This is a genomic window from Azotobacter bryophylli (genome assembly GCF_042643485.1).
Lineage (GTDB): Bacteria > Pseudomonadota > Gammaproteobacteria > Pseudomonadales > Pseudomonadaceae > Azotobacter > Azotobacter bryophylli.
Map to the genome: position 1 here is coordinate 401,479 of NZ_JBHRSJ010000012.1, position 21,521 is coordinate 422,999.

Consider the following 21,521-nt stretch of genomic DNA (forward strand, 5'->3'; position numbering starts at 1 on the left):
CCAGCGTCGTAGGGTGCGCCGTGCGCACCACGCCTGTCCTGCCCCGCTGCACCCGCCCGTCAATCGCTGGTATCCTGAAAGGCTCAGTATCCGCCTGCATTCCGGGAACCCGTCATGCCTGACTATCGCTCGAAAACCTCCACCCACGGCCGCAACATGGCCGGCGCCCGCGCGCTGTGGCGCGCCACCGGGATGAAGGACGAGGACTTCAAGAAACCGATCATCGCCGTCGCCAACTCCTTCACCCAGTTCGTGCCCGGCCACGTGCACCTGAAGGACCTCGGCCAGCTGGTCGCCCGCGAGATCGAGAAGGCCGGCGGCGTGGCCAAGGAATTCGACACCATCGCCGTCGACGACGGCATCGCCATGGGCCACGACGGCATGCTCTATTCGCTGCCGTCGCGCGAGATCATCGCCGACTCCGTCGAGTACATGGTCAACGCCCACTGCGCCGACGCCCTGGTGTGCATCTCCAACTGCGACAAGATCACCCCCGGCATGTTGATGGCCGCCCTGCGCCTGAACATCCCGGTGGTGTTCGTCTCCGGCGGGCCGATGGAAGCCGGCAAGACCAAGCTGGCCAGCCACGGCCTCGACCTGGTCGACGCCATGGTCGCCGCCGCCGACGACAGCTGCTCCGACGAGAAGGTCGCCGAGTACGAGCGCAGCGCCTGCCCGACCTGCGGTTCCTGCTCCGGCATGTTCACCGCCAACTCGATGAACTGCCTGACCGAGGCCCTCGGCCTGTCGCTGCCGGGCAACGGCACCACCCTGGCCACCCACGCCGACCGCGAGCAGCTGTTCCTGCGCGCCGGCCGGCTGATCGTCGAGCTGTGCCAGCGCTACTACGGCGAAGGCGACGAATCGGTGCTGCCGCGCTCCATCGCCAGCTTCAAGGCGTTCGAGAACGCCATGACCCTGGACATCGCCATGGGCGGCTCGACCAACACCATCCTGCACCTGCTGGCCGCCGCCCAGGAGGCCGAGGTCGACTTCAACCTGCGCCACATCGACCAGCTGTCCCGTCGCGTGCCGCAGCTGTGCAAGGTCGCGCCGAACATCCAGAAGTACCACATGGAAGACGTGCACCGCGCCGGCGGCATCATCGCCATCCTCGGCGAGCTGGCCCGCGGCGGCCTGCTGCACACCGACGTGCCGACCGTGCACAGCAAGACCATGGCCGACGCCATCGCCGCCTGGGACATCACCCAGACCAGCGATGAGGCCGTGCACACCTTCTTCAAGGCCGGCCCTGCCGGCATCCCGTCGCAGACCGCATTCAGCCAGAGCACCCGCTGGCCGAGCCTGGACACCGACCGCTTCGAGGGCTGCATCCGCAGCGTCGAGAACGCCTACTCCCAGGAAGGCGGCCTGGCCGTGCTGTACGGCAACATCGCCCTCGACGGCTGCGTGGTGAAGACCGCCGGCGTGGACGAGTCGATCCACGTGTTCGAAGGCACCGCGCGTATCTACGAAAGCCAGGACGCCGCGGTGAAGGGCATCCTCGGCGACGAGGTGAAACCGGGCGAGGTGGTGATCATCCGCTACGAAGGCCCGAAAGGCGGCCCGGGCATGCAGGAAATGCTCTACCCGACCTCGTATCTCAAGTCCAAGGGCCTGGGCAAGCAGTGCGCCCTGCTCACCGACGGCCGCTTCTCCGGCGGCACCTCGGGCCTGTCCATCGGCCACGTCTCGCCGGAAGCTGCCTCGGGCGGCGCCATCGGCCTGGTCGAGGACGGCGACAAGATCCTCATCGACATTCCCAACCGCGAGATCAACCTGCTGGTCGGCGACGAGGAACTGAAGGCCCGCCGCCTGCACCGCGACCACCAGGGCTGGAAGCCGGCCGCACCACGCGCGCGCAAGGTCAGCACCGCGCTGAAAGCCTACGCCCTGCTCGCCACCAGCGCCGACAAGGGCGCGGTGCGCAACAAGGCGCTGCTGGACGGCTGAGCCTGACTCCGCCGTAACGACGAACGCCCCGCAATGCGGGGCGTTCGTCTTTCTGCCGGCCGGAAAGCTCGCGCCGCGGCTTTCCCTCCGGCGCTTCGCCATCCGTCCGGCCGATTCGCTTTTGGCCAGTTTCGACCTTCACTAGTGAGCGGGGGACCATCCATCACGTGAGGGACCGATATGCTCATACGAACCCTGGCCCTGCTGCTGGCGCTGCTCTGCACACCGATGGCCTGGAGCCAACCCCCGGCGACTCCCGCTGCCGCCCCGGCCGAAAAGCCGGACGCCGCCCTGGCCACCCGCCTGGCCCTGCGCGACCTGTGGGTCGAGCACATCTTCTGGGTCAGGAACTACACGGTCGCCAACCAGAACGGCAAGACCGCCCAGGCCGAAGTCGCCGCCAAGGAGGTGGTGGCCAACGCCACGGCCATCGCCAACAGCCTGCAACCGCTGTACGGCCAGCCGGCCGCCGACCAGATGCTCAAGCTGCTGGCCGGCCACTGGGGAGCGATCAAGGACTACAGCGACGCCAGCGTGGCGAAGGACGCGGCCAAGCAGAAGAGCGCCGTCGAGGCCCTGACCGCCAACGCCAAGGCCATCGCCGCCTTCCTCGCCAAGGCCAATCCCTACCTGCCGGAAGACACCCTGGTGGCCCTGCTCAGCGCCCACGGCGGGCACCATATCAGCCAGATCGACCAGCTCGCCAAGGCGGACTACGCCGGCGAGGCCAAGACTTGGCACGCCATGCACGAGCAAATCCTCGGTGTCGCCGATACCCTGGCCGAGGCGCTGGCCAAGCAGTTCCCGAACAAGTTCTGAGCCGTTCGTGGGATCGCGGGGCGCTGCCGGCGCCCCTTCAACATCAGCCGCGCCCCCACACCTCGTAGTCCGTAGAGTGGAAAACCGCGCCAGCGTTTTCCACCAGCCAGCACTATCGGAGGGAAAGGCCTGCGGCCGTTTCCCACCCTACGAATCCGAGGAACCTTGCTCGCTGGCGAAACCTCTGCAGCGCGTAGGGTAGACAGCGGTGCAGCCTTGTCTACCGACATGCCGCGAAGAGGGTGGATGATCGCTGTGCGAATTACCCACCCTACGGGATGACCGGTGCTACCGGCCAGGCCGGCCCGCCCCTTGCATTCCGAATGCCCGAAGTTTTCTATTCCCCCCGTCCGGCATAATTCCGCCGGACGGCGTTCGTTCCTTCGAGGTATCCATGCTGCCCACCGTCGTCCCTATCCCTGCCGGGAAAACCGCCAGCGCGATCGAAGCGCTGCGCCAGCTCTGGCCGCGCTATGCGCCGGAAGAGATGGTCGAGGTGATCGATAGCCAACTACGGCCCAACGGTTACCGGCTGGTCGGCATCTGGGGCGACGACTCGCCGGTGGCCGCCGCGGTGCTCGGCTATCGCCTGCAGCATTCGCTGTGGCTCGGACAGTCGCTGTACGTGGTGGACATCGCCACCCTGCCGGCCTGGCGCGGCCGCGGTTTCGGCGAGCTACTGCTGGCCTGGGCCGAGGAGGAAGCGGCGCGGCAGGGCTGCGCGGCGGTGCATCTGGACTCGGGCGTCGGCAGCGATCGGGCGGCGGCGCATCGCCTGTACATGCGCCGCCACTACCGGATCGCCTGCCACCACTTCGTCAAGACGCTCGACTAGGGCCTGTACGAAAAATCGGCCGCACGAAGGTCAGACAATCCCCGTCGCCGGACAACGCTGCGCGACTTGCCCACCCTGCCAAACTGGGTCTTTCCGGAGTGCCGCCATGAAGATAGGCCTGATCGCCGACACCCACGGCCTGCTGCGCCCCGAAGCGCTGGCCGCGCTGGCGGACTGCGAGCGGATCGTCCACGCCGGCGACATCGGCAAGCCGGAAATCCTCGACGCCCTGCGCCGGCTGGCGCCGCTCACCGCCGTGCGCGGCAACAACGACCGCGGCGACTGGGCCGAGGCCCTGCCCCACAGCGTCGAGCTGGAGCTGGACGGCGTGCGCCTGTTCGTGGTGCACGAGGCGGCCGATCTGCCGGCCGGGCTGGCCGAGCGCGGCGTTCGGGTAGCGATCTGCGGCCATTCCCACAAGCCGCTGATCGAGGAGAGAACCGGAGTGCTGCTGGTCAATCCGGGGAGCGCGGGTCCGCGGCGCTTCAAGCTGCCGGTGACGGTCGGGGTGCTGCATGTCGAGGGGGATCGGCTGCGCGCGGAACGGGTCGATCTGGCCTAGGGCCATTTCGCCCGAGGGCGGCGCGGACTCGTCGCGCCGGTCAGGTACCGCAGCGTTCCTAGGATCCCCCGCCGAGAATTACCGCCCCTCCTCCTTGGCGTCGTACTCGACGCCGCCGATGTACTTGACCGCGACGTTGTACAGGGCGCAGCCGACCATCACGGCGATGTAGCCCATGACCAGGTAGAACAGCGGCACCAGCAGGATGCTGAGAAACGGCGGCCGATCGTCTTCGGGCATGTACGCCGAGATGAACAGCAGGAAGGGAACGAAGACGACGAAGGACGTGGCCGCGGTCAGGATGCCGCAGACCTTGCCGTTCTGGTGAGGGGACAGCCGGGTGATCTGGTATTTCATTGCGGTACTTCCGTTGCTTGCTTGATCCGTGACGGCCAATGCTACCCCCGGCGCAACGGTTGCAACGAGTGCGCATCACCGGCAAAAAATTGATCTGGATCAATGAACAAGAACGAAAAATCGCAAATGCGACCCTCAACGGTAGCGCAATAAAGGCACCTTTATAAAGAACGACGGGCTGCCGCCATCACTGGCAGGGATGTCCCTGGCCTTCTCCGTTCCCGGAATCGACCCAGGGGAAGAGTCATGCAGATCTCGCTTTCGGCTCGGTTTCCGCGCGACCTTGTCGGCGGACAGCGATCCGCCGGCTATCGGCGCTCCCAGGTCTCGAAGGCATACCCGGGCGTCTCGGCAGCGGCCGGGTGCTCCGTGCGGGAGGCGAGCCGCCAGGCGGCGGGCTCCCACTCGGGGAAGAAGGCATCGCCCTGCGGTTCGAGGTCGATGCGGGTCAGGTACAGGCGTTCGGCCAGGGGCAGCGCCTGCTCGTAGAGCTGCGCCCCGCCGATCAGCATCAGCTCCCCCGCACCCTGCTCCCGGGCCCAGGCATCGGCGCGGATCAGCGCCGACTCCAGGTCGGGGAAGACTTCGGCGCCGTCGAGGCTAAGATTCTTCTGCCGGCTGACCACCAGGTTGAGCCGTCCGGGCAGCGGGCGCCCCAGGGAGTCCCAGGTCTTGCGGCCCATGACCACCGGCTTGCCGAGGGTCATGGCCTTGAAGTGCTTGAGGTCCGCCGGCAGGTGCCAGGGCATTTGATTGTCGCGGCCGATCACGCGGTTGTGCGCGCGGGCGGCGATCAGGGCGAGGGGAAGTCGGGGCGTATTCATGGCGCAGGAGCATAGCAGAGGCCGGCGGCTGCCGGGCGTCATGCGATCGCCACGCTTCCATTGCCCACGCATCGCGCCGGCGTCATCACCGAGCCGGCAAGCTTTGCATTCCATCCCCGAGGAGAGGTCGCGATGTCCCGCAAGCCCCTGAACCTGCGTCCATGGCTGGCCGCCTGCAGCCTGTTGCTGCCCCTGCTGGCCTCCGCCGCCCTGACCCCGCAGGCGGAGGCGAACCCGCCCCTCGACCGCCAAGCCGAGAGCGCCCCTCGCCCGCTGGTCATCGGCCACCGCGGTGCCAGCGGCCATGTGCCGGAACACACCCTGGCCGCCTACGCCCTGGCGATCCTGGAGGGCGCCGACTACATCGAGCTGGACCTGGTGATGACCCGCGACGGCCAACTGGTCTCCCGCCACGACAACGAGCTGGGCCTGACCACCGATGTCGCCCGGCACCCGGAATTCGCCGAGCGTCGCCGCACCCAGGACATCGACGGCCAGAGCCTGGCCGGCTGGTTCAGCGAGGACTTCACCCTCGCCGAGCTGAAGACCCTGCGCACCATCGAGCGCATTCCCGAGATCCGTCCCGGCAACGCCCGCCTGGACGGCGCCTTCGAGATACCGACCCTGCAGGAGATCATCGACCTGGCGAAGAGCCTGCAGGCCGGCCGGCAGCGCCCCGTCGGCCTGTACATCGAGACCAAACACCCGAGCCACTTCCGGCGGCTCGGCCTGGGCCTGGAGCGACCGCTGGTGGAGATCCTGCGCCGCAACGGCTACCACAGCCGCCGGTCGCCGGTGTACATCCAGTCCTTCGAGGTGGAGAACCTCAAGACCCTCAGCCAATTGACCCCGCTGCGCCTAGTGCAGCTGTTCGACGTCGGCCAACCCTACGACCAGCGATTGCAGGGCAGCGGCCTGACCTACGCGCAGATGGCCACCCCGGCCGGCCTGCGGGCCATCGCCGGCTATGCCGCCGGGGTCGGCCCGAGCAAGGACTACGTCATCCCCCGCGACGCCAGCGGCAACCTGAGCCGCGCCACGGCCTTCGTGGCCGACGCCCACGCCGCCGGACTCCTGGTGCATCCCTACACCTTCCGCGCCGAGAACAGCTTTCTGCCGGGCAATCTGCGCCACGGCCAGGACCCCGCCGCACGCGGCGACATCGAGGCGGAGATCCGCGCCTTCCTCGACGCCGGCATCGACGGCCTGTTCATCGACCAGCCGGACATCGCCGTGCGCCTGCGCCGCCAGCCCTGAGCCGGGCACGCCGCCGGTGCGGGCCGGCGGTCCGAGCGGTTATGCTCTGGGCTCGACCGTTCGACGAGAGCCCGCGTGAGTCCAGCCAGCCCTTCCCCGTCCCGATTCGACCGCCTCTGGCTGACCGAAGCCATCCGTCTGCGCGAAGAACACGCCGGCCCGCTGGAAGACGCCGAGGCCAACCGCCGCGCCCGCGCCGCCGGCGGCGATCTGGCCGGGCGCATCGAGGCTCGCGCTCTCTGGCTGGCCGAGCGGGACGGCCTGACCGCCGCCCTGCAGCGCTGGCGCCAGGGCGCGGGTCTGGCCCTGCTCGGCCTGCTGCTGCTCGCCCTCTTGAGCGGCGCCAGCCTGGGCTTCGCCGCCCTCGGCGACGGACAGCGCCCGGTCAACGTGTTCTGGGCCCTGGGCAGCCTGCTCGGCCTGCACCTGTTGAGTCTCGGCGGCTGGGCCCTGGGCCTCGCCTTCGCCGGCGACAGCGGCGGCACCCTGGGCCGCCTGTGGCTGTGGCTCAGCGCAAAGCTCGCCCGCGACGCCAGGGCCGCGCAGCTCGCCCCGGCCCTGCTCCTGATGCTGCAGCGCCAGCGCCTGGCCCGCTGGGGCCTGGGATTCGTGGCCCACGGCCTCTGGCTGCTGGCCCTGTCGAGCGCGCTGGTCTGCCTGCTGGCGCTGATGGCGACCCGCCGCTACGACTTTCTCTGGGAAACCACCCTGCTCGGTGCCGATACCTTCGTCGCCCTGACCCGGACCCTCGGCGCTCTGCCGGCGCTGCTCGGCTTCGACCTGCCGGCCCCCGGACTGATCCGCGCCAGCGGCAATGCGCTCCCGGGCGGGGAGGCCGCGCGCCAGGTCTGGGCCGGCTGGCTGCTCGGCGTGCTGCTGGTGTACGGCGTGCTGCCGCGCCTGCTGCTGGCGCTGCTCTGCCTGTGCCGCTGGCGCCGCGGTCGCGCCCGCCTGGCCCTGGATCTGTCGCTGCCCGGCTACCGGCTGCTGGCCGAGCGCCTACAGCCCTCCAGCGAGCGCCTCGGCGTTCGCGATCCGGCTCCGACCGCTGTGCCAAAGGCGCAGGTCGACACAGCGCCCGCCGCGGCCGGTGGCGCGCTGCTGGTGGGCGTCGAACTGGACGACAGCCGCCCCTGGCCGCCGGCGCTGCCGGAAGGGATCGCCGATGCCGGCATCCTCGACGACCGCGAACAGCGTCAGCGGCTGCTCGAACGCCTGACCCGCTGTCCGCCGGCACACCTGATCATCGCCTGCGACCCGCGCCGCTCGCCGGATCGCGGCACCCTGGCGCTGCTCGGCGAGCTTTCGCGCTGCGCCGGGCAGACCCGGGTCTGGCTGCTCCCGCCGCCGCCCGGCGAAGCCCTGGACGACGCACGCCTGGGCGACTGGCGCGAAGCCCTGGAGCGGCTCGGGCTGGCGCACGGCACCGACGCGCCGCTGGCCTGGCTGGAGACGGGCCATGACTGAGCCGCTGAAACTCGCCGTGGTCGGCCACACCAACGTGGGCAAGACCTCGCTGCTGCGCACCCTGACCCGCGACGCCGGCTTCGGCGAGGTCTCGCACCGCCCCAGCACCACCCGCCACGTGGAGGGCGCGCGCCTGTCGGTGGAGGGCGAGGCGCTGCTGGAGCTGTACGACACCCCCGGCCTGGAAGACTCCATCGCCCTGCTGGAGCATCTCGAGAACCTCCAACGTCCGGGCGAGCGTCTCGACGGCCCGGCCCGCGTCGCCCGCTTCCTCGACGGCAGCGAGGCGCGCCAGCGCTTCGAGCAGGAAGCCAAGGTGCTGCGCCAGCTGCTTGCCTCGGATGCCGGGCTCTACGTGATCGACGCCCGCGAGCCGGTGCTGGCCAAGTACCGCGACGAACTGGCTGTGCTCGCCGGCTGCGGCAAACCGCTGCTGCCGGTGCTGAACTTCGTCGCCGGCGCCGCCCCCCGCGAGGACGCCTGGCGCGAGGCGCTGGCCCGCCTCGGCCTGCACGCCCTGGTGCGCTTCGACACCGTGGCCCCGCCGCAGGACGGCGAGCGGCGTCTCTACGAAAGCCTGGCGCTGCTGCTGGAACGCGCCCGGCCGCGACTGGAGCGGCTGATCCGCGACCACGAGGCCCAGGCCGCCACCCGCCGGGAGGAAGGCGCCCGGCTGATCGCCGAGCTGCTGATCGACGTGGCCGCCTACCGGTGCAGCGTGGTCGCCCGGCCGGAAGCGGAGCGCCAGGCCATCGCCGGGCTGCACGCCGCCGTGCGCGACCGCGAGCAGCGCTGCGTCGAGGCCCTGCTGCGGCTCTACGCCTTCCGCCCAGAAGATGCCCAGGCGGGCGAGCTGCCACTGCAGGACGGGCGCTGGGGCGACGACCTGTTCCATCCGGAAACCCTGAAGCAGCTCGGCGTGCGGATCGGCAGCGGCATGGCCGCCGGCGCCGCGGCCGGCGTCGGACTGGATCTGCTGGTCGGCGGCATCACCCTCGGCGCGGTCACCCTGCTCGGCGCCCTGGCCGGCGGCGGCGCGCAGACCGCCCGCCACTACGGCAACCGCCTACTCGGCAAGTTGAAGGGCCAGCGCGAACTGAGCGTGGACGACGCCGTGCTGCGTCTGCTCGCCCTGCGCCAGCGCCAGCTGCTGGTCGCCCTCGCCGCCCGCGGCCACGCCGCGGTCGAGGCGATCCGCCTGGAGGCGCCGCAGGCGCAGGACTGGTGCGCGGGCAGGCTGCCCGCGCCGCTGACCCGGGCCCGCGCCCATCCGGAATGGTCGTCGCTCAACCCCGGCGCGCGTCTGGAACAGACCGAGCGCCGGGCGCAGGTCGGGGCGCTGGCGGAGAACCTGCGGGGCTAGCGGGTCAGTGCCCGTCGGCGTCCTCGCGGGCGTCCCAGTAGAGGTTGTTGAGCACGGCCAGCAGCACGGCCAGGCCGAGGCCGAGAATCCAGGCGAAATACCACATGCGTCAGTTCTCCTCGATGGAATGGTCGCAGCTGCAGCTGCAGTCGGTACCGCTGGCCGACAGGGAAGGCACGCCGCCGAGGTACTCGCGGACGGCCTCCTCCGGCGCGGTCGCCGCGCTCAGGTAGACCCGGATTCCGGCGGTCTCCAGGCGGCGCTGCAGGCCCTGGCGCATGCCGGCGCTGATCAGCACGCGGACCGGCGCCAGCGGATGGCCGGGGCCCGGGTCGGTTTCGTGCAGCACCTCCTCGCGGGTCAGTTCGACGCTGCCCTGCGGCGTGCCGTCCTGCCCGTCGAACAGGTAGAACCGGCGGCAACGGCCGGCATGGGCGGTGAGGGTACGGGCGTTCTGGCTGGTGACGGCGATCAGGTTCATGTCGCGGTTCTCCTCAATAGGCCTTCTTGTCGTTGCGGCGGATGAAGTCCAGGGTCACCTTGCCGGCCATGACCTTGTAGGCCCAGCTGGTGTACAGGACGATCAGCGGCATGAAGATCAGCGTGGCGCCGAACATCAGCCCCAGGGTGAAGTGCGAGGACACCGCATCCCAGGCGGTCAGGCCGGAGGCAGGATCGCTGGACGAGGGCATCACGAAGGGGAACATCGCCACCCCGGCGGTGGCGACGATGCCGGTCATCGCCAGGGAGGTGGCGACGAACGCCAGTCCCGGCCGGCGGCGGGCCGCCAGCAGCAGGCCGCCCAGCAGGCCGGCGACGCCCAGCCCCGGCACCGCCCAGAGCAGCGGCCGCTCGCGGAAGTTGTGCAGCCAGCCGCCGGGGACCAGCGCCACCTCCTTGGCCAGCGGATCGGGCAGCGCGCCGGGAACGGCGCCGGCGACGATCACGTGGCCGTCCAGGCCCTGCACCCAGAATCCCGCGCCGACGAAGCAGAGCAGGCCGAGCCCGCCGAAGAGCAGCGCGGCGCGGCGGCTGCGCTCGAAGACCGCGCCCTCGGTGCGCAGCATCAGGTAGTGGGCGCCGTGGGCGGTGATCATCGCCGTGCTGACCAGCCCGCAGAGCAGCGCGAAGGGGTTGAGCAGCGCCCAGAAGCTGCCGGTGTAATACGGCCGCAGGGTCTCGTCGAAGTGGAAGGGCACGCCCTGCAGCAGATTGCCGAAGGCCACGCCGAAGATCAGCGGCGGCACCGCCCCGCCGACGAACAGGCCCCAGTCCCAGGTCGTGCGCCAGAGGGGGTTGGCGATCTTGCTGCGGTAGTCGAAGCCCACCGGGCGGAAGAACAGCGCCCAGAGCACCGCCAGCATGGCCCAGTAGAAGCCGGAGAAGGCGGTGGCGTAGACCAGCGGCCAGGCGGCGAAGATCGCCCCGCCGCCGGTGATGAACCAGACCTGGTTGCCGTCCCAGTGCGGGCCGACGGTATTGATGGCCACGCGCCGCTCCTCGTCGGTCTTGCCGACGAAGGGCAGCAGGGTGCCGACGCCCATGTCGTGGCCGTCCATGATGGCGAAGCCCACCAGCAGCACCCCGACGAGGAGCCACCAGATGAACTTCAGGGTTGGGTAGTCGATCATGCGCTTCTCCTGATGTTCAGACGTCGGAAGGACGGGCCCCGGCCGCGGCGCCGAGGGGCGCCAGCGCCGGCTGGGCAACGCTCGGGGCGTCGCCGTAGCGGCCGGTGCCGAGGCTCGCCGGCCCCTGGCGGGCGAAGCGCACCATCAGGTACAGCTCCACCACCAGCAGCAGGGTGTAGAAGCCGACGAAGCCGGCCAGCGAGCCGTAGAGGCTGGCCGGAGTCAGGCTGGACACCGACAGGTGGGTGGGCAGCACGCCGTAGATGGTCCACGGCTGGCGCCCGGCCTCGGCGACGAACCAGCCCAGCTCGCAGGCCAGCCAGGGCATGGGAACGAAGCACAGGGCCCAGCGCAGCAGCCAGCGTTTCCCGGCGAAGCTGTCGCGGAAGCTGAAGTACAGGGCCAGGGCGAACAGGCAGAAGAAGGCGAAGCCCAGCCCGACCATCAGGCGGAACGCCCAGAAGATCGGCGCGACTTTCGGAATGGTGTCGCGGGCCGCCTGGTCGATCAGCTCGGGGGTGGTCTGTTCCATGTCCTGGACGTACTTCTTCAGCAGCAGGCCGAAGCCGAGATCCGCCTTGTGCGCCTCGAAGACCGGCTCCACCGCGGCCTTGGCCGCCGGGTCGGCGCTGCGGCTGCGCAGGATGTCCAGGGCCTTGACCGCCTCCACCCCGGAGGCGATGCGCTCGCGGTTGTGCGCCTCGATCTCGCGGATGCCGGGGATCTCCTTGTCCAGCGAGCGGGTGCCGATCAGGCCCATCACCCAGGGAATCTCCACGGCGTAGCGGTTGCTCCGCGCCTCGTCGTCGGGCAGGGCGAACAGGGTGAAGGGCGCCGGGGCCGGATGGGTTTCCCACATGCCCTCCATGGCCGCCAGCTTGGTCTGCTGGGACTGGCTGACGGTGTAGCCGGACTCGTCGCCTAGCACGATCACCGAACAGGCCGAGGCGAAGCCGAAGGCGGCGGCGACGCGGAACGAGCGCTTGGCGAAATCCGTGTCGCGGCCCTTGAGCATGTACCAGCTGGAGATGGCCAGGACGAACAGCGAGGCGGTGACGTAGCCGGCCGACACGGTGTGGACGAACTTGGCCTGGGCGGTCGGGTTGAACACCACGGTCCAGAAGTCGGTCAGCTCCATGCGCATGGTGGCGTAGCTGAACTCGGCGCCCACCGGGTCCTGCATCCAGCCGTTGGCGATCAGGATCCACAGCGCCGAGAGGTTCGAGCCGACCGCCATGCACAGGGTGACGAACAGGTGCTGGCCCCTGCGCAGGCGATCCCAGCCGAAGAAGAACAGGCCGATGAAGGTGGACTCCAGGAAGAACGCCATCAGTCCTTCGATGGCCAGCGGCGCGCCGAAGATGTCGCCGACGTAGTGGGAGTAGTAGGCCCAGTTGGTGCCGAACTGGAACTCCATGGTGATGCCGGTGGTGACGCCGAGGGCGAAGTTGATGCCGAACAGCTTGCCCCAGAACTGCGTCATGTCCTTGTAGACCTGACGTCCGCTGAGGACGTAGCTGGTTTCCATGATGACCAGGATGAAGGCCAGGCCCAGGGTGAGCGGAACGAATAGGAAGTGGTACATGGCCGTCGCGGCGAACTGCAGCCGCGACAGGTCCACCAATTCATCGGAGAGCATGGTGGGAGGGCTCCTTAGTAGCGGGATTCCCGAGGGCGTTCGAGGGAGGGATGGAAGCGGAAACCCTATCGAGCAGCCCCTGGGCGACGGTCTCGTCAGACAGATCGGCTTGCGTCCGGTCGGCGAAAAAGCCCCACCAGAGAAGCCCGAGCAACAGCAACTTGAGCACCACGACCAGGCACAGCTCGCGCGCCAGCGACAGCTTGAACGTTTTGTGGGAGACGACAGGCATCGGCGGCACCAGGGTTTCTTGCTTCCACCGACTCGATTACAAGAGCTGTGCCAGACCGCACATTTCGTAGTAACAGATTGATTATTAAAGTTTTTTCAAATTAAAGCGGAAGCCCTTGCCGATCGCTTCGTCAGCTGATTTGCCAGATATGGCAAACTCTTCGCCATATCTGACGGAGCCCGCCATGCCGCCCTACTCCCTACCCGAACTCATGTCCTTCCTCGACGGCCTGCCCGAGCCGCGCATCGTCATGGACCGCGACTACCGGATCGTCGCCGCCAACCAGGCCTATGTCCGCGAGTTCGGCGACGGCACGCCGCTGCTCGGACGCACCTGCTACGCGGTCTCCCACCGCTACGGGGTGCCCTGCGACCAGGCCGGCGAGTCCTGCCCGCTGAGCCGCTGCCAGGAGGCCGGCACGCCGCAGCGGGTGCTGCACCTGCACCACACTCCGCACGGCGAGGAGCACGTGGACGTGGAGCTGACGCCGATCCGCGACGAACGCGGCCGGATCGCCTACTTCGTGGAAACCATGCGCGTGGTGCGTGAGGCCAGCGGCCAGGCGGCGGCACGCGGGCTGGTCGGGCGTGCGCCGACCTTCGTGCGCATGCTCGAACGGATGATGCGGGTGGCCGACTCGAACGCGGCGGTGCTGCTGCTCGGCGAGACCGGCACCGGCAAGGAGCTGGTCGCCCAGGCCATCCACCAGGCCAGCCCGCGGCGCAGCGGGCCCTTCGTCGCGGTGGACTGCGCCGGCCTCACCGAGACGCTGTTCGAGAGCGAGCTGTTCGGCTACGAGAAGGGCGCCTTCACCGGCGCCGGCCACCGCAAGCTCGGTCTGGTGGAGGCCGCCGCCGGCGGCACCCTGTTCCTCGACGAGATCGGCGAGCTGCCGCTGTCGCTGCAGGTGAAGCTGCTGCGTCTGCTGGAGACCGGCACCTACCGGCGGGTCGGCGGGCTGGACAGCCTGCGCGCCGACTTCCGCCTGATCGCCGCCACCCACCGCGACCTGGCCGCCATGGTGGAGGCCGAGGCCTTCCGCCGCGACCTGTACTTCCGCATCGACACCTTCCCCATCCACACCCCGGCGCTGCACGAGCGGCCCGAGGACATCCCGCTGCTGGCCGAGTCCCTGCTCAGGCGGGTGGACCGTCGGTCCGGTCGACGCCTCAGCGCCGAGGCCCTGGTCTGGCTGGCCGGGCGGCGCTACAGCGGCAACATCCGCGAATTGCGCAACCTGATCGAGCGGGCCACGCTGATGGCCGACGGCGAGGAGATCGGCCTGGCCGACCTGCAGGACGACGAGACGCCGCGCCCGGCCGCCCCGGCGCCCGACGCCGGCTTCCGCCTGGACGAGTTGGTGGATCTGGCGACCTTGGAGGAGCGCTATCTGGACTGGCTGCTGCCGCGGCTGGGGAACGACGTGGCGGCCGCGGCGCGCCGGCTCGGGGTGAGCGCGCGCACGCTGTACCGCAAGCGCCAGGGCCGGACGGAGCGCTGAGCCGGCCGGCTCAGACGGCGACCGGCGCCTTGATGTGCGGGTGGGACTGGTAGCCGACCAGCTCGAAGTCCTCGAACTTGAAGGCGAACAGGTCCTTCACCCGCGGATCGAGCTTCATGGTCGGCAGCGGCAGCGGCTCGCGGGAGAGCTGCAGGTCGGCCTGTTCCAGGTGGTTGGCGTAGAGGTGGCAGTCGCCGCCGGTCCAGATGAACTCGCCGGGTGCAAGATCGCAGACCTGCGCCACCATCAGGGTCAGCAAGGCGTAGCTGGCGATGTTGAAGGGCACGCCGAGGAAGATGTCGGCCGAGCGCTGGTACAGCTGGCAGGACAGCCGGCCCTCGGCGACGTAGAACTGGAACAGCGCATGGCACGGCGGCAGGGCCATCTGGTCGACCAGCGCCGGGTTCCAGGCACAGACGATCAGCCGGCGCGAGTCCGGATTCTTCCTGATCATCTCGATCAGCTTGGCGATCTGGTCGATGGATTCGCCGTTCGGCGCCGGCCAGTTGCGCCACTGGTAGCCGTAGACCGGGCCGAGGTCGCCGTTCTCGTCGGCCCACTCGTCCCAGATCGACACGCCGTTGTCCTTCAGGTAGCGGATGTTGGTGTCGCCCTTCAGGAACCACAGCAGCTCGTGGATGATGGATTTCAGGTGGCACTTCTTGGTGGTCACCAGGGGGAAGCCGTCGGCCAGATCGAAGCGCATCTGGTAGCCGAAGACACTGTAGGTGCCGGTGCCGGTGCGGTCGCTCTTGAAGGTGCCGTGCTCGCGCACGTGGCGCATCAGGTCGAGGTACTGTTTCATCGGATGCTCGCGGCAGTGCCGCAGGAAAATCGGAAAGGGGCGCCCATGGCAAAAAGCTTGGCGCCCCGCCTTCGAGGCATCAGCCGGCCCTGACGGCGTGCGGCTTCTCGTGCCGGTAGGCCCAGAACAGCAGGCCGCAGCCCACGAGGATCATCGGCATGCAGAGCAGCTGGCCCATGGTCAGCCAGCCGAAGGCCAGGTAGCCGAGCTGGGCGTCCGGCACCCGGACGAACTCGACCAGGAAGCGGAAGATGCCGTAGCACAGGGCGAACAGGCCGGACACCGCCATGGTCGGCCGCGGCTTGCTGGAATAGAACCAGAGGATGACGAACAGCGCCACGCCTTCCAGGGCGAACTGGTAGAGCTGCGACGGATGGCGCGGCAGGTGCGCCGGATCGGTGGGGAAGATCATCGCCCAGGGCAGGTCGGTGGGCTTGCCCCACAGCTCGGCGTTGATGAAGTTGCCGATGCGCCCGGCACCCAGGCCGATCGGCACCAGCGGAGCGATGAAATCCACCAGTTCGAAGAGGCGCTTGCCGTTGCGCCGGGCGAAGATCCAGCTGCAGATCAGCACGCCGAGGAAGCCGCCGTGGAAGGACATGCCGCCCTTCCAGACCTGGAGGATCAGGCTGGGGTCCTGCAGGTAGGAGTGCAGGTCGTAGAACAGCACGTAGCCGAGCCGGCCGCCGGCGACCACCCCCAGGGCCACCCAGAACACCATGTCGGAGAGTTTCTCCGCGTTCCAGTCCGGGGCGAAGCGCGGCAGCCGGCGCGCCGCCAGCCACCAGGCGCCGCCGATGCCGACCAGATACATCAGGCCGTACCAGTGGATTTTCAGCGGACCGATGGCGATGGCCACCGGGTCGATCTGCGGGTAGGGCAGCATCAATCAGCTCCTTAGAAGAGAAAACTCACGCCGACGGCGAACAGCTGCAGGGCGAACAGGCGCTTGAGCAGGCGCGGCGGCAGGCGGTGCGCGAGGGCGGCGCCGATCCGGGCGAAGAACATGCTGGTGGCGGCGATGCCGACCATGGCCGGCAGGTAGACGAAGCCCAGGCTCCACTCCGGCAGCCCGGCTTCGTGCCAGCCGACGGCCATGAAGCTCAGGGCGCTGGCCACGGCGATCGGCAGGCCGCAGGCCGCCGAGGTCGCCACCGCCTGCGGCATCGGCACGCTGCGCCAGGTCAGGAAGGGTACGGTCAGCGAGCCGCCGCCGATGCCGAAGATCGCCGAGGCCCAGCCGATCACCGCGCCGGCGAGGCCCAGTCCGGGCTTGCCCGGCACGGCGCGACTGGCCTTCGGCTTGAGATCGAGCCCCATCTGGGCCGCCATGACGATGGCGAACACGCCGATGACCTTCTGCAGCACCGGCCCCTGGATCGCCGCCGCGGTCAGGCTGCCGAGCGCTGCGCCGATCAGGATGCCCACCGTCATCCAGGTGAAGACCGGCCAGAGCACCGCGCCCCGGCGATTGTGCGCCAGCACCGAGTTGATCGAGGTGAAGACGATGGTCGCCAGGGAGGTGCCCACCGCCAGGTGGGTCAGCACTTCCGGGGAGAAGCCCTGGGCGGTGAAGCTGAACACCAGCACCGGGACGATGACCAGACCGCCGCCGATCCCGAACAGACCGGCCAGTACGCCGGCAAAGGCCCCCAAGACCAAATACAGTATTAGCGCCTCCATCGACGTCCCTCTCCGTGCAAAAGCCGGCATGGTACCGGAATTGGATGACCGGCGGTGAGGGGGCGCCCGGCGGCTCCGCGGGATCGTCGGCACCGCCGTAGCCCCGGCACTTGCCCCCTCCGCAGAGCGGCCCCTATCCTGCTTCGCCATATCCATACGGACATGAACCTATGTGCCTGATCGTGTTCGCCTGGCGCCCGGGCCATGCCTGGCCGCTGGTGGTCGCGGCCAACCGCGACGAGTTCTACGCTCGGCCCAGCCTGCCGCTGGGCCCCTGGAAGGAGGCTCCGGAGGTCTATGCCGGACGCGACCTGGAGGCCGGCGGCACCTGGCTGGGGATCGGCCCGCAGGGGCGCTTCGCGGCACTCACCAACATCCGCGATCCGAGCCTGCCGCTCGGCCGGCGCAGCCGTGGAGAACTGCCCAGCGGCTTCCTCCGCGGCCGGCTGCCGGTGACGGACTATCTGCAGCGGGTGGCCGAACAGGCGCGGGACTACGCCGGCTTCAACCTGCTGCTCGGCAACGACCGCGAGCTCTGGTACTACAACGCCCTGGACGCAGCCCCCGTCCGCCTGGCGCCCGGCCTCTACGGCCTGTCCAACGCGCGCCTGGACACGCCCTGGCCGAAACTGCTGCGCGCCAAGGCGGCGTTCGCCGCCTGCCTAGACGAGCCGCGGCCGGAATGCCTGCTGCAGGCGCTGAGCGACCGCCGCCAGGGGGAAGATGCGGAGCTGCCGGACACCGGGGTCGGCCTGGCCAGCGAGCGGCTGCTGTCGAGCGTCTTCATCGCCAGCCAGAACTACGGCACGCGCTGCAGCACGGCGCTGGTGGTGGGGGCGGACGGTTCGCGGACCCTGGTCGAGCGCAGCTTCGGCCCCTACGGCGCCCATCTGGGCGAGGTGCATCTGCAGGTGTAGGGGCGGAGCCGTCCGCCCCGAAGCGGGACCTCAGTTCTGCAGGCCCGCCACCGGATTGATCACCCGGCTCAGGCCGAGGCTGCGCAGGGCCAGCTGCAGCGAGCTGTGGATGATCTGCGGGTTGTCGATCTGCATGAGCTGGTCGAGCAGCTCGCGGGCCTTGCTCATCTTGATCTGGCGCAGCAGCCACTTGACCTTGGGCAGGTTGGTGGCGTTCATCGACAGGCTGTCGAAGCCCATCGCCATCAGCAGCACCGCCGCCGACGGGTCTCCGGCCATCTCGCCGCAGATGCTCACCGGCTTGCCTTCGACATGGGCATCCTGCACCACCTTGGACAGCGCCTGCAGCACCGCGGGGTGCAGGTAGTCGTAGAGGTCGGCGACCCGCGGGTTGTTGCGGTCCACCGCCAGCAGGTACTGGGTCAGGTCGTTGGAGCCGACCGAGAGGAAATCCACCATGCGCGCCAGCTCGCGGGTCTGGTAGACCGCCGCGGGAATCTCCACCATCACGCCGATCGGCGGCATGGGCACGTCGGTCCCCTCGTCGCGCACTTCGCCCCAGGCGCGGTGGATCAGGTGCAGCGCCTCGTCCAGCTCGTGGATGCTGGAGATCATCGGCAGCAGGATGCGCAGGTTGTTCAGGCCCTCGCTGGCCTTGAGCATGGCGCGGGTCTGCACCAGGAAGATTTCCGGGTGGTCGAGGGTGACGCGGATGCCGCGCCAGCCGAGGAAGGGGTTGCTCTCCTTGATCGGGAAGTACGACAGCGACTTGTCGCCGCCAATGTCCAGGGTGCGCATGGTCACCGGCAGCGGGTGGAAGGCGGCGAGCTGCTCGCGGTAGATCGCCAGCTGCTCCTTCTCGCTGGGGAAACGCTCGTTGTTCATGAACGGCACTTCCGTGCGGTACAGGCCGACCCCTTCGGCACCGCGCTCCTGGGCGCGGGCCACGTCGGCGAGCAGCCCGGTGTTGACCCACAACGGCAGGCGGTGGCCGTCCAGGGTCTCGCAGGGCAGTTCGCGCAGGACGTCCAGCCCCTGGGTCAGTTGGCGCTCCTCCTCGACCACCTCGGCGAACTGCTGGCGCAGCATCTCGCTGGGGTTGGTGTAGACCTCGCCGTGGTAGCCGTCGACGATCAGGTCGATGCCGTCGACCTTCGAATAGGGCAGATCGACCACCCCCATCACCGTGGGGATGCCCATGGCGCGGGCGAGGATCGCCACGTGGGAGTTGCCCGACCCCTGCACCGAGACCAGGCCGACCAGGCGGCCCTCCGGCACTTCGCCGAGCATCGACGGGGACAGCTCCTCGCTGACCAGGATGGTGTTCTCCGGGTAGACCAGGCTCTGCTGGCGCGCCTGCTGCAGATAAGCGAGCAGACGGCGGCCAAGGTCCTTGACGTCGGAGGCGCGCTCGCGCAGGTAGGCGTCGTCCATCAGCTCGAAGCGCTTGACGTGCTCGTTGACCACCTGGCGCAGCGCGCCCTGGGCCCACTGGCCGGTCCTGATCACCCGCTGCACTTCGTTGCCCAGGGAGGCGTCGTCGAGCATCATCAGGTAGACGTCGAACAGCACCCGCTCTTCCGGGCGCAGCTGGGCGGCCAGCTTGGCGGACAGCGCGCGGATGTCGGCGCGCACCGCTTCCACGGCGCTGCTGAACAGCTCCAGTTCGGCCTTGACGTTCTCGGCCGGCTTGTCCGGCACCACGTCCAGGTCGGCCGGCGGCAGCACCACCACGGCGCGACCGACGGCGGCCCCCGGGGCGGCCGGCACGCCGACGAAGCGCGCTTCCTGGATGCCCTTGCCCTGCCGGCCCAGCCCGCGGATCGAACCGGTCGCCTCGGCGTGGGCGATGACCCCGGCGAGCTGCGCGCTCATGGTCACCAGGAAGGCTTCCTCGCCCTCGTCGAACTGGCGGCGTTCCTTCTGCTGGACCACCAGCACGCCCATCACCCGCCGGTGGTGGATGATCGGCGCGCCGAGAAAGGAGGCGTAGCGCTCCTCGCCGGTTTCGGCGAAGTAGCGATAGCGCGGGTGGGCCGCGGCGTTCTCCAGGTTGAGCGGCTCCTCACGGGTGCCGACCAGGCCGACCAGACCCTCGTTGGGCGCCATGCTGACCTTGCCGATGGAGCGCTTGTTCAGGCCCTCGGTGGCCATCAGGACGAAACGGTTGGTTTCCGGATCGAGCAGGTAGACGGAGCAGACCTGGCTGCCCATGGCCTCCTTCACGCGCTGCACGATAATGCCCAATGCCGCCTTGAGATCCTTGGCGGCATTCACTTCCTGGACAATCTTGCGCAGCGTGTTGAGCATGGCCCGTTCCGAGTTCCGTGATCAGTCCCGCGCCAACAGGCGCGGAGCGAGTTCTTTTAAAGCGCGCCGATAGACCTCACGCTTGAAGGTAACGACCTGTCCAAGCGGATACCAATAGCTCACCCAGCGCCAGCCGTCGAATTCCGGCTTGCCGGTCAGATCCATGCGTACCCGCTGCTCGTCGGAGAGCAGGCGCAGGAGAAACCACTTCTGCTTCTGGCCGATGCACAGCGGCTGGCTGTGGGTGCGCACCAGACGCTGCGGCAGACGATAGCGCAGCCAGCCGCGGGTACAGGCGAGCACCTTCACATCCCGTTCTTCCAGGCCGACCTCTTCATTCAGTTCGCGGAACAGTGCCTCTTCCGGCGATTCCCGGGCATCGATGCCGCCCTGGGGAAACTGCCAGGCATCCTGGTTGATACGCCGCGCCCACAGTACCTGGCCGACATCATTGGTCAGAATGATGCCGACATTCGGACGAAAACCATCGGTATCGATCACGGCTATTGAACCTTGCAAAACGCATATTGACGCATTGTTCCACAAAAACCCGCACGCCTGAAAGCAGCCGGACAAGGGGCCGATGGGGCCGGTCGCGGGCCTCCAGCTTTTCCTCCGGACCCGTTATGCTTGCCCCGTTTCCCTTCTTCCCATCTACCGAGGTTCAGCGTGCGTCTGGCTTTATTCGATCTCGACAACACCCTGCTGGCTGGCGACAGCGACCATGCCTGGGGCGACTGGCTCTGCGAGCGCGGCATCCTCGACGGCGACCTCTACAAGGCGCGCAACGACGCCTTCTACCAGGACTACCTGGCCGGCCGCCTGGACATCGCCGACTACCTGAACTTCACCCTGGAGATCCTCGGCCGCACCGAGATGGCCCTGCTCGAAGCGTGGCACGGAGAGTTCATGCGCGAGCGCATCGAGCCGATCATCCTGGCCAAGGGCCGGGCCCTGATCGAGCATCACCATGCCCAGGGCGACAAGGTGGTCATCATCACCGCCACCAACCGCTTCGTCACCGGACCGATCGCCCGGCGCCTGGGCGTCGACACCCTGCTCGCCACCGAGTGCGAAATGGCCGACGGCCGCTACACCGGCCGTTCCACCGACGTGCCCTGCTTCCAGGAAGGCAAGGTCCACCGGCTCGACCGCTGGCTGGCCGAGACCGGCCACTCGCTGGATGGCAGCTACTTCTACAGCGACTCGCGCAACGACCTGCCGCTGCTCGAGCGGGTCAGCCATCCGGTGGCGGTCGACCCCGACCCGACCCTGCGGGCCATCGCCGAGGAACGCGGCTGGCCGGTGATCTCGCTGCGCTGAATCCGGCATCGCCCGGAAACGACGACGGCGCCTGCGGGCGCCG

General features: G+C 69.0%; 22 protein-coding genes. 10 read left to right on the forward strand and 12 right to left on the reverse strand.

The genetic code is table 11. The features are described from left to right. Positions 1 to 114: 114 nt before the first annotated feature. The 4 genes from ilvD to ACFOJE_RS08040 all read left to right on the forward strand — a co-directional run bounded on the left by ilvD (position 115) and on the right by ACFOJE_RS08040 (position 4,169). Entirely contained in the window at positions 115 to 1,953 is a 1,839-nt protein-coding gene (ilvD, locus tag ACFOJE_RS08025; protein ID WP_377813784.1) for a dihydroxy-acid dehydratase, read from the forward strand. Between the two features lie 180 nt (positions 1,954 to 2,133). Next, positions 2,134 to 2,772, forward strand: a complete 639-nt coding sequence (locus tag ACFOJE_RS08030) for a hypothetical protein (protein WP_377813785.1) — start codon at positions 2,134 to 2,136, stop codon at positions 2,770 to 2,772. A 394-nt stretch (positions 2,773 to 3,166) separates the two neighbouring features. Beyond that, on the forward strand, positions 3,167 to 3,607 hold the full coding sequence (locus tag ACFOJE_RS08035) for a GNAT family N-acetyltransferase (RefSeq protein WP_377813786.1): 441 nt from the start codon (positions 3,167 to 3,169) through the stop codon (positions 3,605 to 3,607). 106 nt (positions 3,608 to 3,713) lie between these two features. Next, positions 3,714 to 4,169, forward strand: a complete 456-nt coding sequence (locus ACFOJE_RS08040; protein ID WP_377813787.1) for a metallophosphoesterase family protein — start codon at positions 3,714 to 3,716, stop codon at positions 4,167 to 4,169. Positions 4,170 to 4,247: 78 nt separating this feature from the next. On the opposite strand, the gene ACFOJE_RS08045 is transcribed toward ACFOJE_RS08040, so the two are convergent. Together ACFOJE_RS08045 and ACFOJE_RS08050 are read right to left on the reverse strand one after the other, a co-directional pair. Further along, on the reverse strand, positions 4,248 to 4,526 hold the full coding sequence (locus tag ACFOJE_RS08045; protein ID WP_377813788.1) for a hypothetical protein: 279 nt from the start codon (positions 4,524 to 4,526) through the stop codon (positions 4,248 to 4,250). Positions 4,527 to 4,834: 308 nt separating this feature from the next. Further along, positions 4,835 to 5,350, reverse strand: coding sequence for a dihydrofolate reductase (locus ACFOJE_RS08050; protein WP_377813789.1), 516 nt, complete (start codon positions 5,348 to 5,350; stop codon positions 4,835 to 4,837). Between the two features lie 132 nt (positions 5,351 to 5,482). On the opposite strand from ACFOJE_RS08050, the gene ACFOJE_RS08055 reads away from it, so the two are divergent. From ACFOJE_RS08055 to ACFOJE_RS08065, 3 genes are all read left to right on the forward strand, one after another. After that, complete coding sequence (locus ACFOJE_RS08055; RefSeq protein WP_377813790.1) at positions 5,483 to 6,607, forward strand: glycerophosphodiester phosphodiesterase; 1,125 nt, start codon at positions 5,483 to 5,485, stop codon at positions 6,605 to 6,607. A 75-nt stretch (positions 6,608 to 6,682) separates the two neighbouring features. Continuing rightward, complete coding sequence (locus ACFOJE_RS08060) at positions 6,683 to 8,074, forward strand: DUF2868 domain-containing protein (protein ID WP_377813791.1); 1,392 nt, start codon at positions 6,683 to 6,685, stop codon at positions 8,072 to 8,074. Further along, positions 8,067 to 9,437 (forward strand): DUF3482 domain-containing protein, encoded by a 1,371-nt coding sequence (locus tag ACFOJE_RS08065; protein WP_377813792.1) that lies wholly within the window; start codon positions 8,067 to 8,069, stop codon positions 9,435 to 9,437. Before ACFOJE_RS08060 ends, ACFOJE_RS08065 begins: the two co-directional genes overlap by 8 nt. Before the next feature lie 4 nt (positions 9,438 to 9,441). Here ACFOJE_RS08065 and cydX read toward each other — a convergent pair whose 3' ends face one another. The 5 genes from cydX to cydP are packed head-to-tail and all read right to left on the reverse strand — an operon-like array spanning position 9,442 to position 12,939. After that, positions 9,442 to 9,543 (reverse strand): cytochrome bd-I oxidase subunit CydX, encoded by a 102-nt coding sequence (gene cydX / locus ACFOJE_RS08070; protein ID WP_377813793.1) that lies wholly within the window; start codon positions 9,541 to 9,543, stop codon positions 9,442 to 9,444. A gap of 3 nt (positions 9,544 to 9,546) precedes the next feature. Then, positions 9,547 to 9,918 (reverse strand): NifB/NifX family molybdenum-iron cluster-binding protein, encoded by a 372-nt coding sequence (locus tag ACFOJE_RS08075; RefSeq protein ID WP_377813794.1) that lies wholly within the window; start codon positions 9,916 to 9,918, stop codon positions 9,547 to 9,549. Positions 9,919 to 9,931: 13 nt separating this feature from the next. Continuing rightward, positions 9,932 to 11,068 carry a cytochrome d ubiquinol oxidase subunit II gene (cydB, locus tag ACFOJE_RS08080; protein ID WP_377813795.1) on the reverse strand — a complete coding sequence of 379 codons (1,137 nt, stop codon included), beginning with the start codon at positions 11,066 to 11,068 and terminating at the stop codon, positions 9,932 to 9,934. A 16-nt stretch (positions 11,069 to 11,084) separates the two neighbouring features. Continuing rightward, entirely contained in the window at positions 11,085 to 12,707 is a 1,623-nt protein-coding gene (locus ACFOJE_RS08085; protein ID WP_377813796.1) for a cytochrome ubiquinol oxidase subunit I, read from the reverse strand. Further along, positions 12,694 to 12,939, reverse strand: coding sequence for a cytochrome oxidase putative small subunit CydP (cydP, locus tag ACFOJE_RS08090; protein ID WP_377813797.1), 246 nt, complete (start codon positions 12,937 to 12,939; stop codon positions 12,694 to 12,696). Before cydP ends, ACFOJE_RS08085 begins: the two co-directional genes overlap by 14 nt. Positions 12,940 to 13,123: 184 nt before the next feature. Here cydP and ACFOJE_RS08095 point away from each other — a divergent pair, with 184 nt between their 5' ends. Beyond that, the gene (locus ACFOJE_RS08095; RefSeq protein WP_377813798.1) at positions 13,124 to 14,440 is read left to right on the forward strand and encodes a sigma-54 interaction domain-containing protein; all 1,317 of its coding nucleotides are present in this window, start codon (positions 13,124 to 13,126) and stop codon (positions 14,438 to 14,440) included. Positions 14,441 to 14,450: 10 nt separating this feature from the next. Here ACFOJE_RS08095 and ACFOJE_RS08100 read toward each other — a convergent pair whose 3' ends face one another. The 3 genes from ACFOJE_RS08100 to ACFOJE_RS08110 form a co-directional block, all read right to left on the reverse strand. Next, a complete protein-coding gene (locus tag ACFOJE_RS08100) occupies positions 14,451 to 15,245 on the reverse strand; it encodes a thymidylate synthase (RefSeq protein WP_377813799.1) in 795 nt (264 codons plus the stop codon). Between the two features lie 79 nt (positions 15,246 to 15,324). Further along, a complete protein-coding gene (lgt, locus tag ACFOJE_RS08105; protein WP_377813800.1) occupies positions 15,325 to 16,131 on the reverse strand; it encodes a prolipoprotein diacylglyceryl transferase in 807 nt (268 codons plus the stop codon). Between the two features lie 11 nt (positions 16,132 to 16,142). Further along, entirely contained in the window at positions 16,143 to 16,928 is a 786-nt protein-coding gene (locus ACFOJE_RS08110) for a sulfite exporter TauE/SafE family protein (RefSeq protein ID WP_377813801.1), read from the reverse strand. A 170-nt stretch (positions 16,929 to 17,098) separates the two neighbouring features. On the opposite strand from ACFOJE_RS08110, the gene ACFOJE_RS08115 reads away from it, so the two are divergent. Beyond that, entirely contained in the window at positions 17,099 to 17,845 is a 747-nt protein-coding gene (locus tag ACFOJE_RS08115; protein WP_377813802.1) for an NRDE family protein, read from the forward strand. A gap of 30 nt (positions 17,846 to 17,875) precedes the next feature. Here ACFOJE_RS08115 and ptsP read toward each other — a convergent pair whose 3' ends face one another. Both ptsP and ACFOJE_RS08125 read right to left on the reverse strand, forming a co-directional pair. Next, positions 17,876 to 20,155: a phosphoenolpyruvate--protein phosphotransferase gene (gene ptsP / locus ACFOJE_RS08120; RefSeq protein WP_377813803.1), complete on the reverse strand. Its 2,280-nt coding sequence runs from the start codon at positions 20,153 to 20,155 to the stop codon at positions 17,876 to 17,878. Between the two features lie 21 nt (positions 20,156 to 20,176). After that, positions 20,177 to 20,656, reverse strand: a complete 480-nt coding sequence (locus ACFOJE_RS08125; RefSeq protein ID WP_377813804.1) for an RNA pyrophosphohydrolase — start codon at positions 20,654 to 20,656, stop codon at positions 20,177 to 20,179. Positions 20,657 to 20,824: 168 nt separating this feature from the next. Between ACFOJE_RS08125 and ACFOJE_RS08130 the strand changes: the two genes are divergently transcribed. Then, a complete protein-coding gene (locus ACFOJE_RS08130) occupies positions 20,825 to 21,478 on the forward strand; it encodes a histidinol-phosphatase (protein ID WP_377813805.1) in 654 nt (217 codons plus the stop codon). Positions 21,479 to 21,521: the final 43 nt, after the last annotated feature.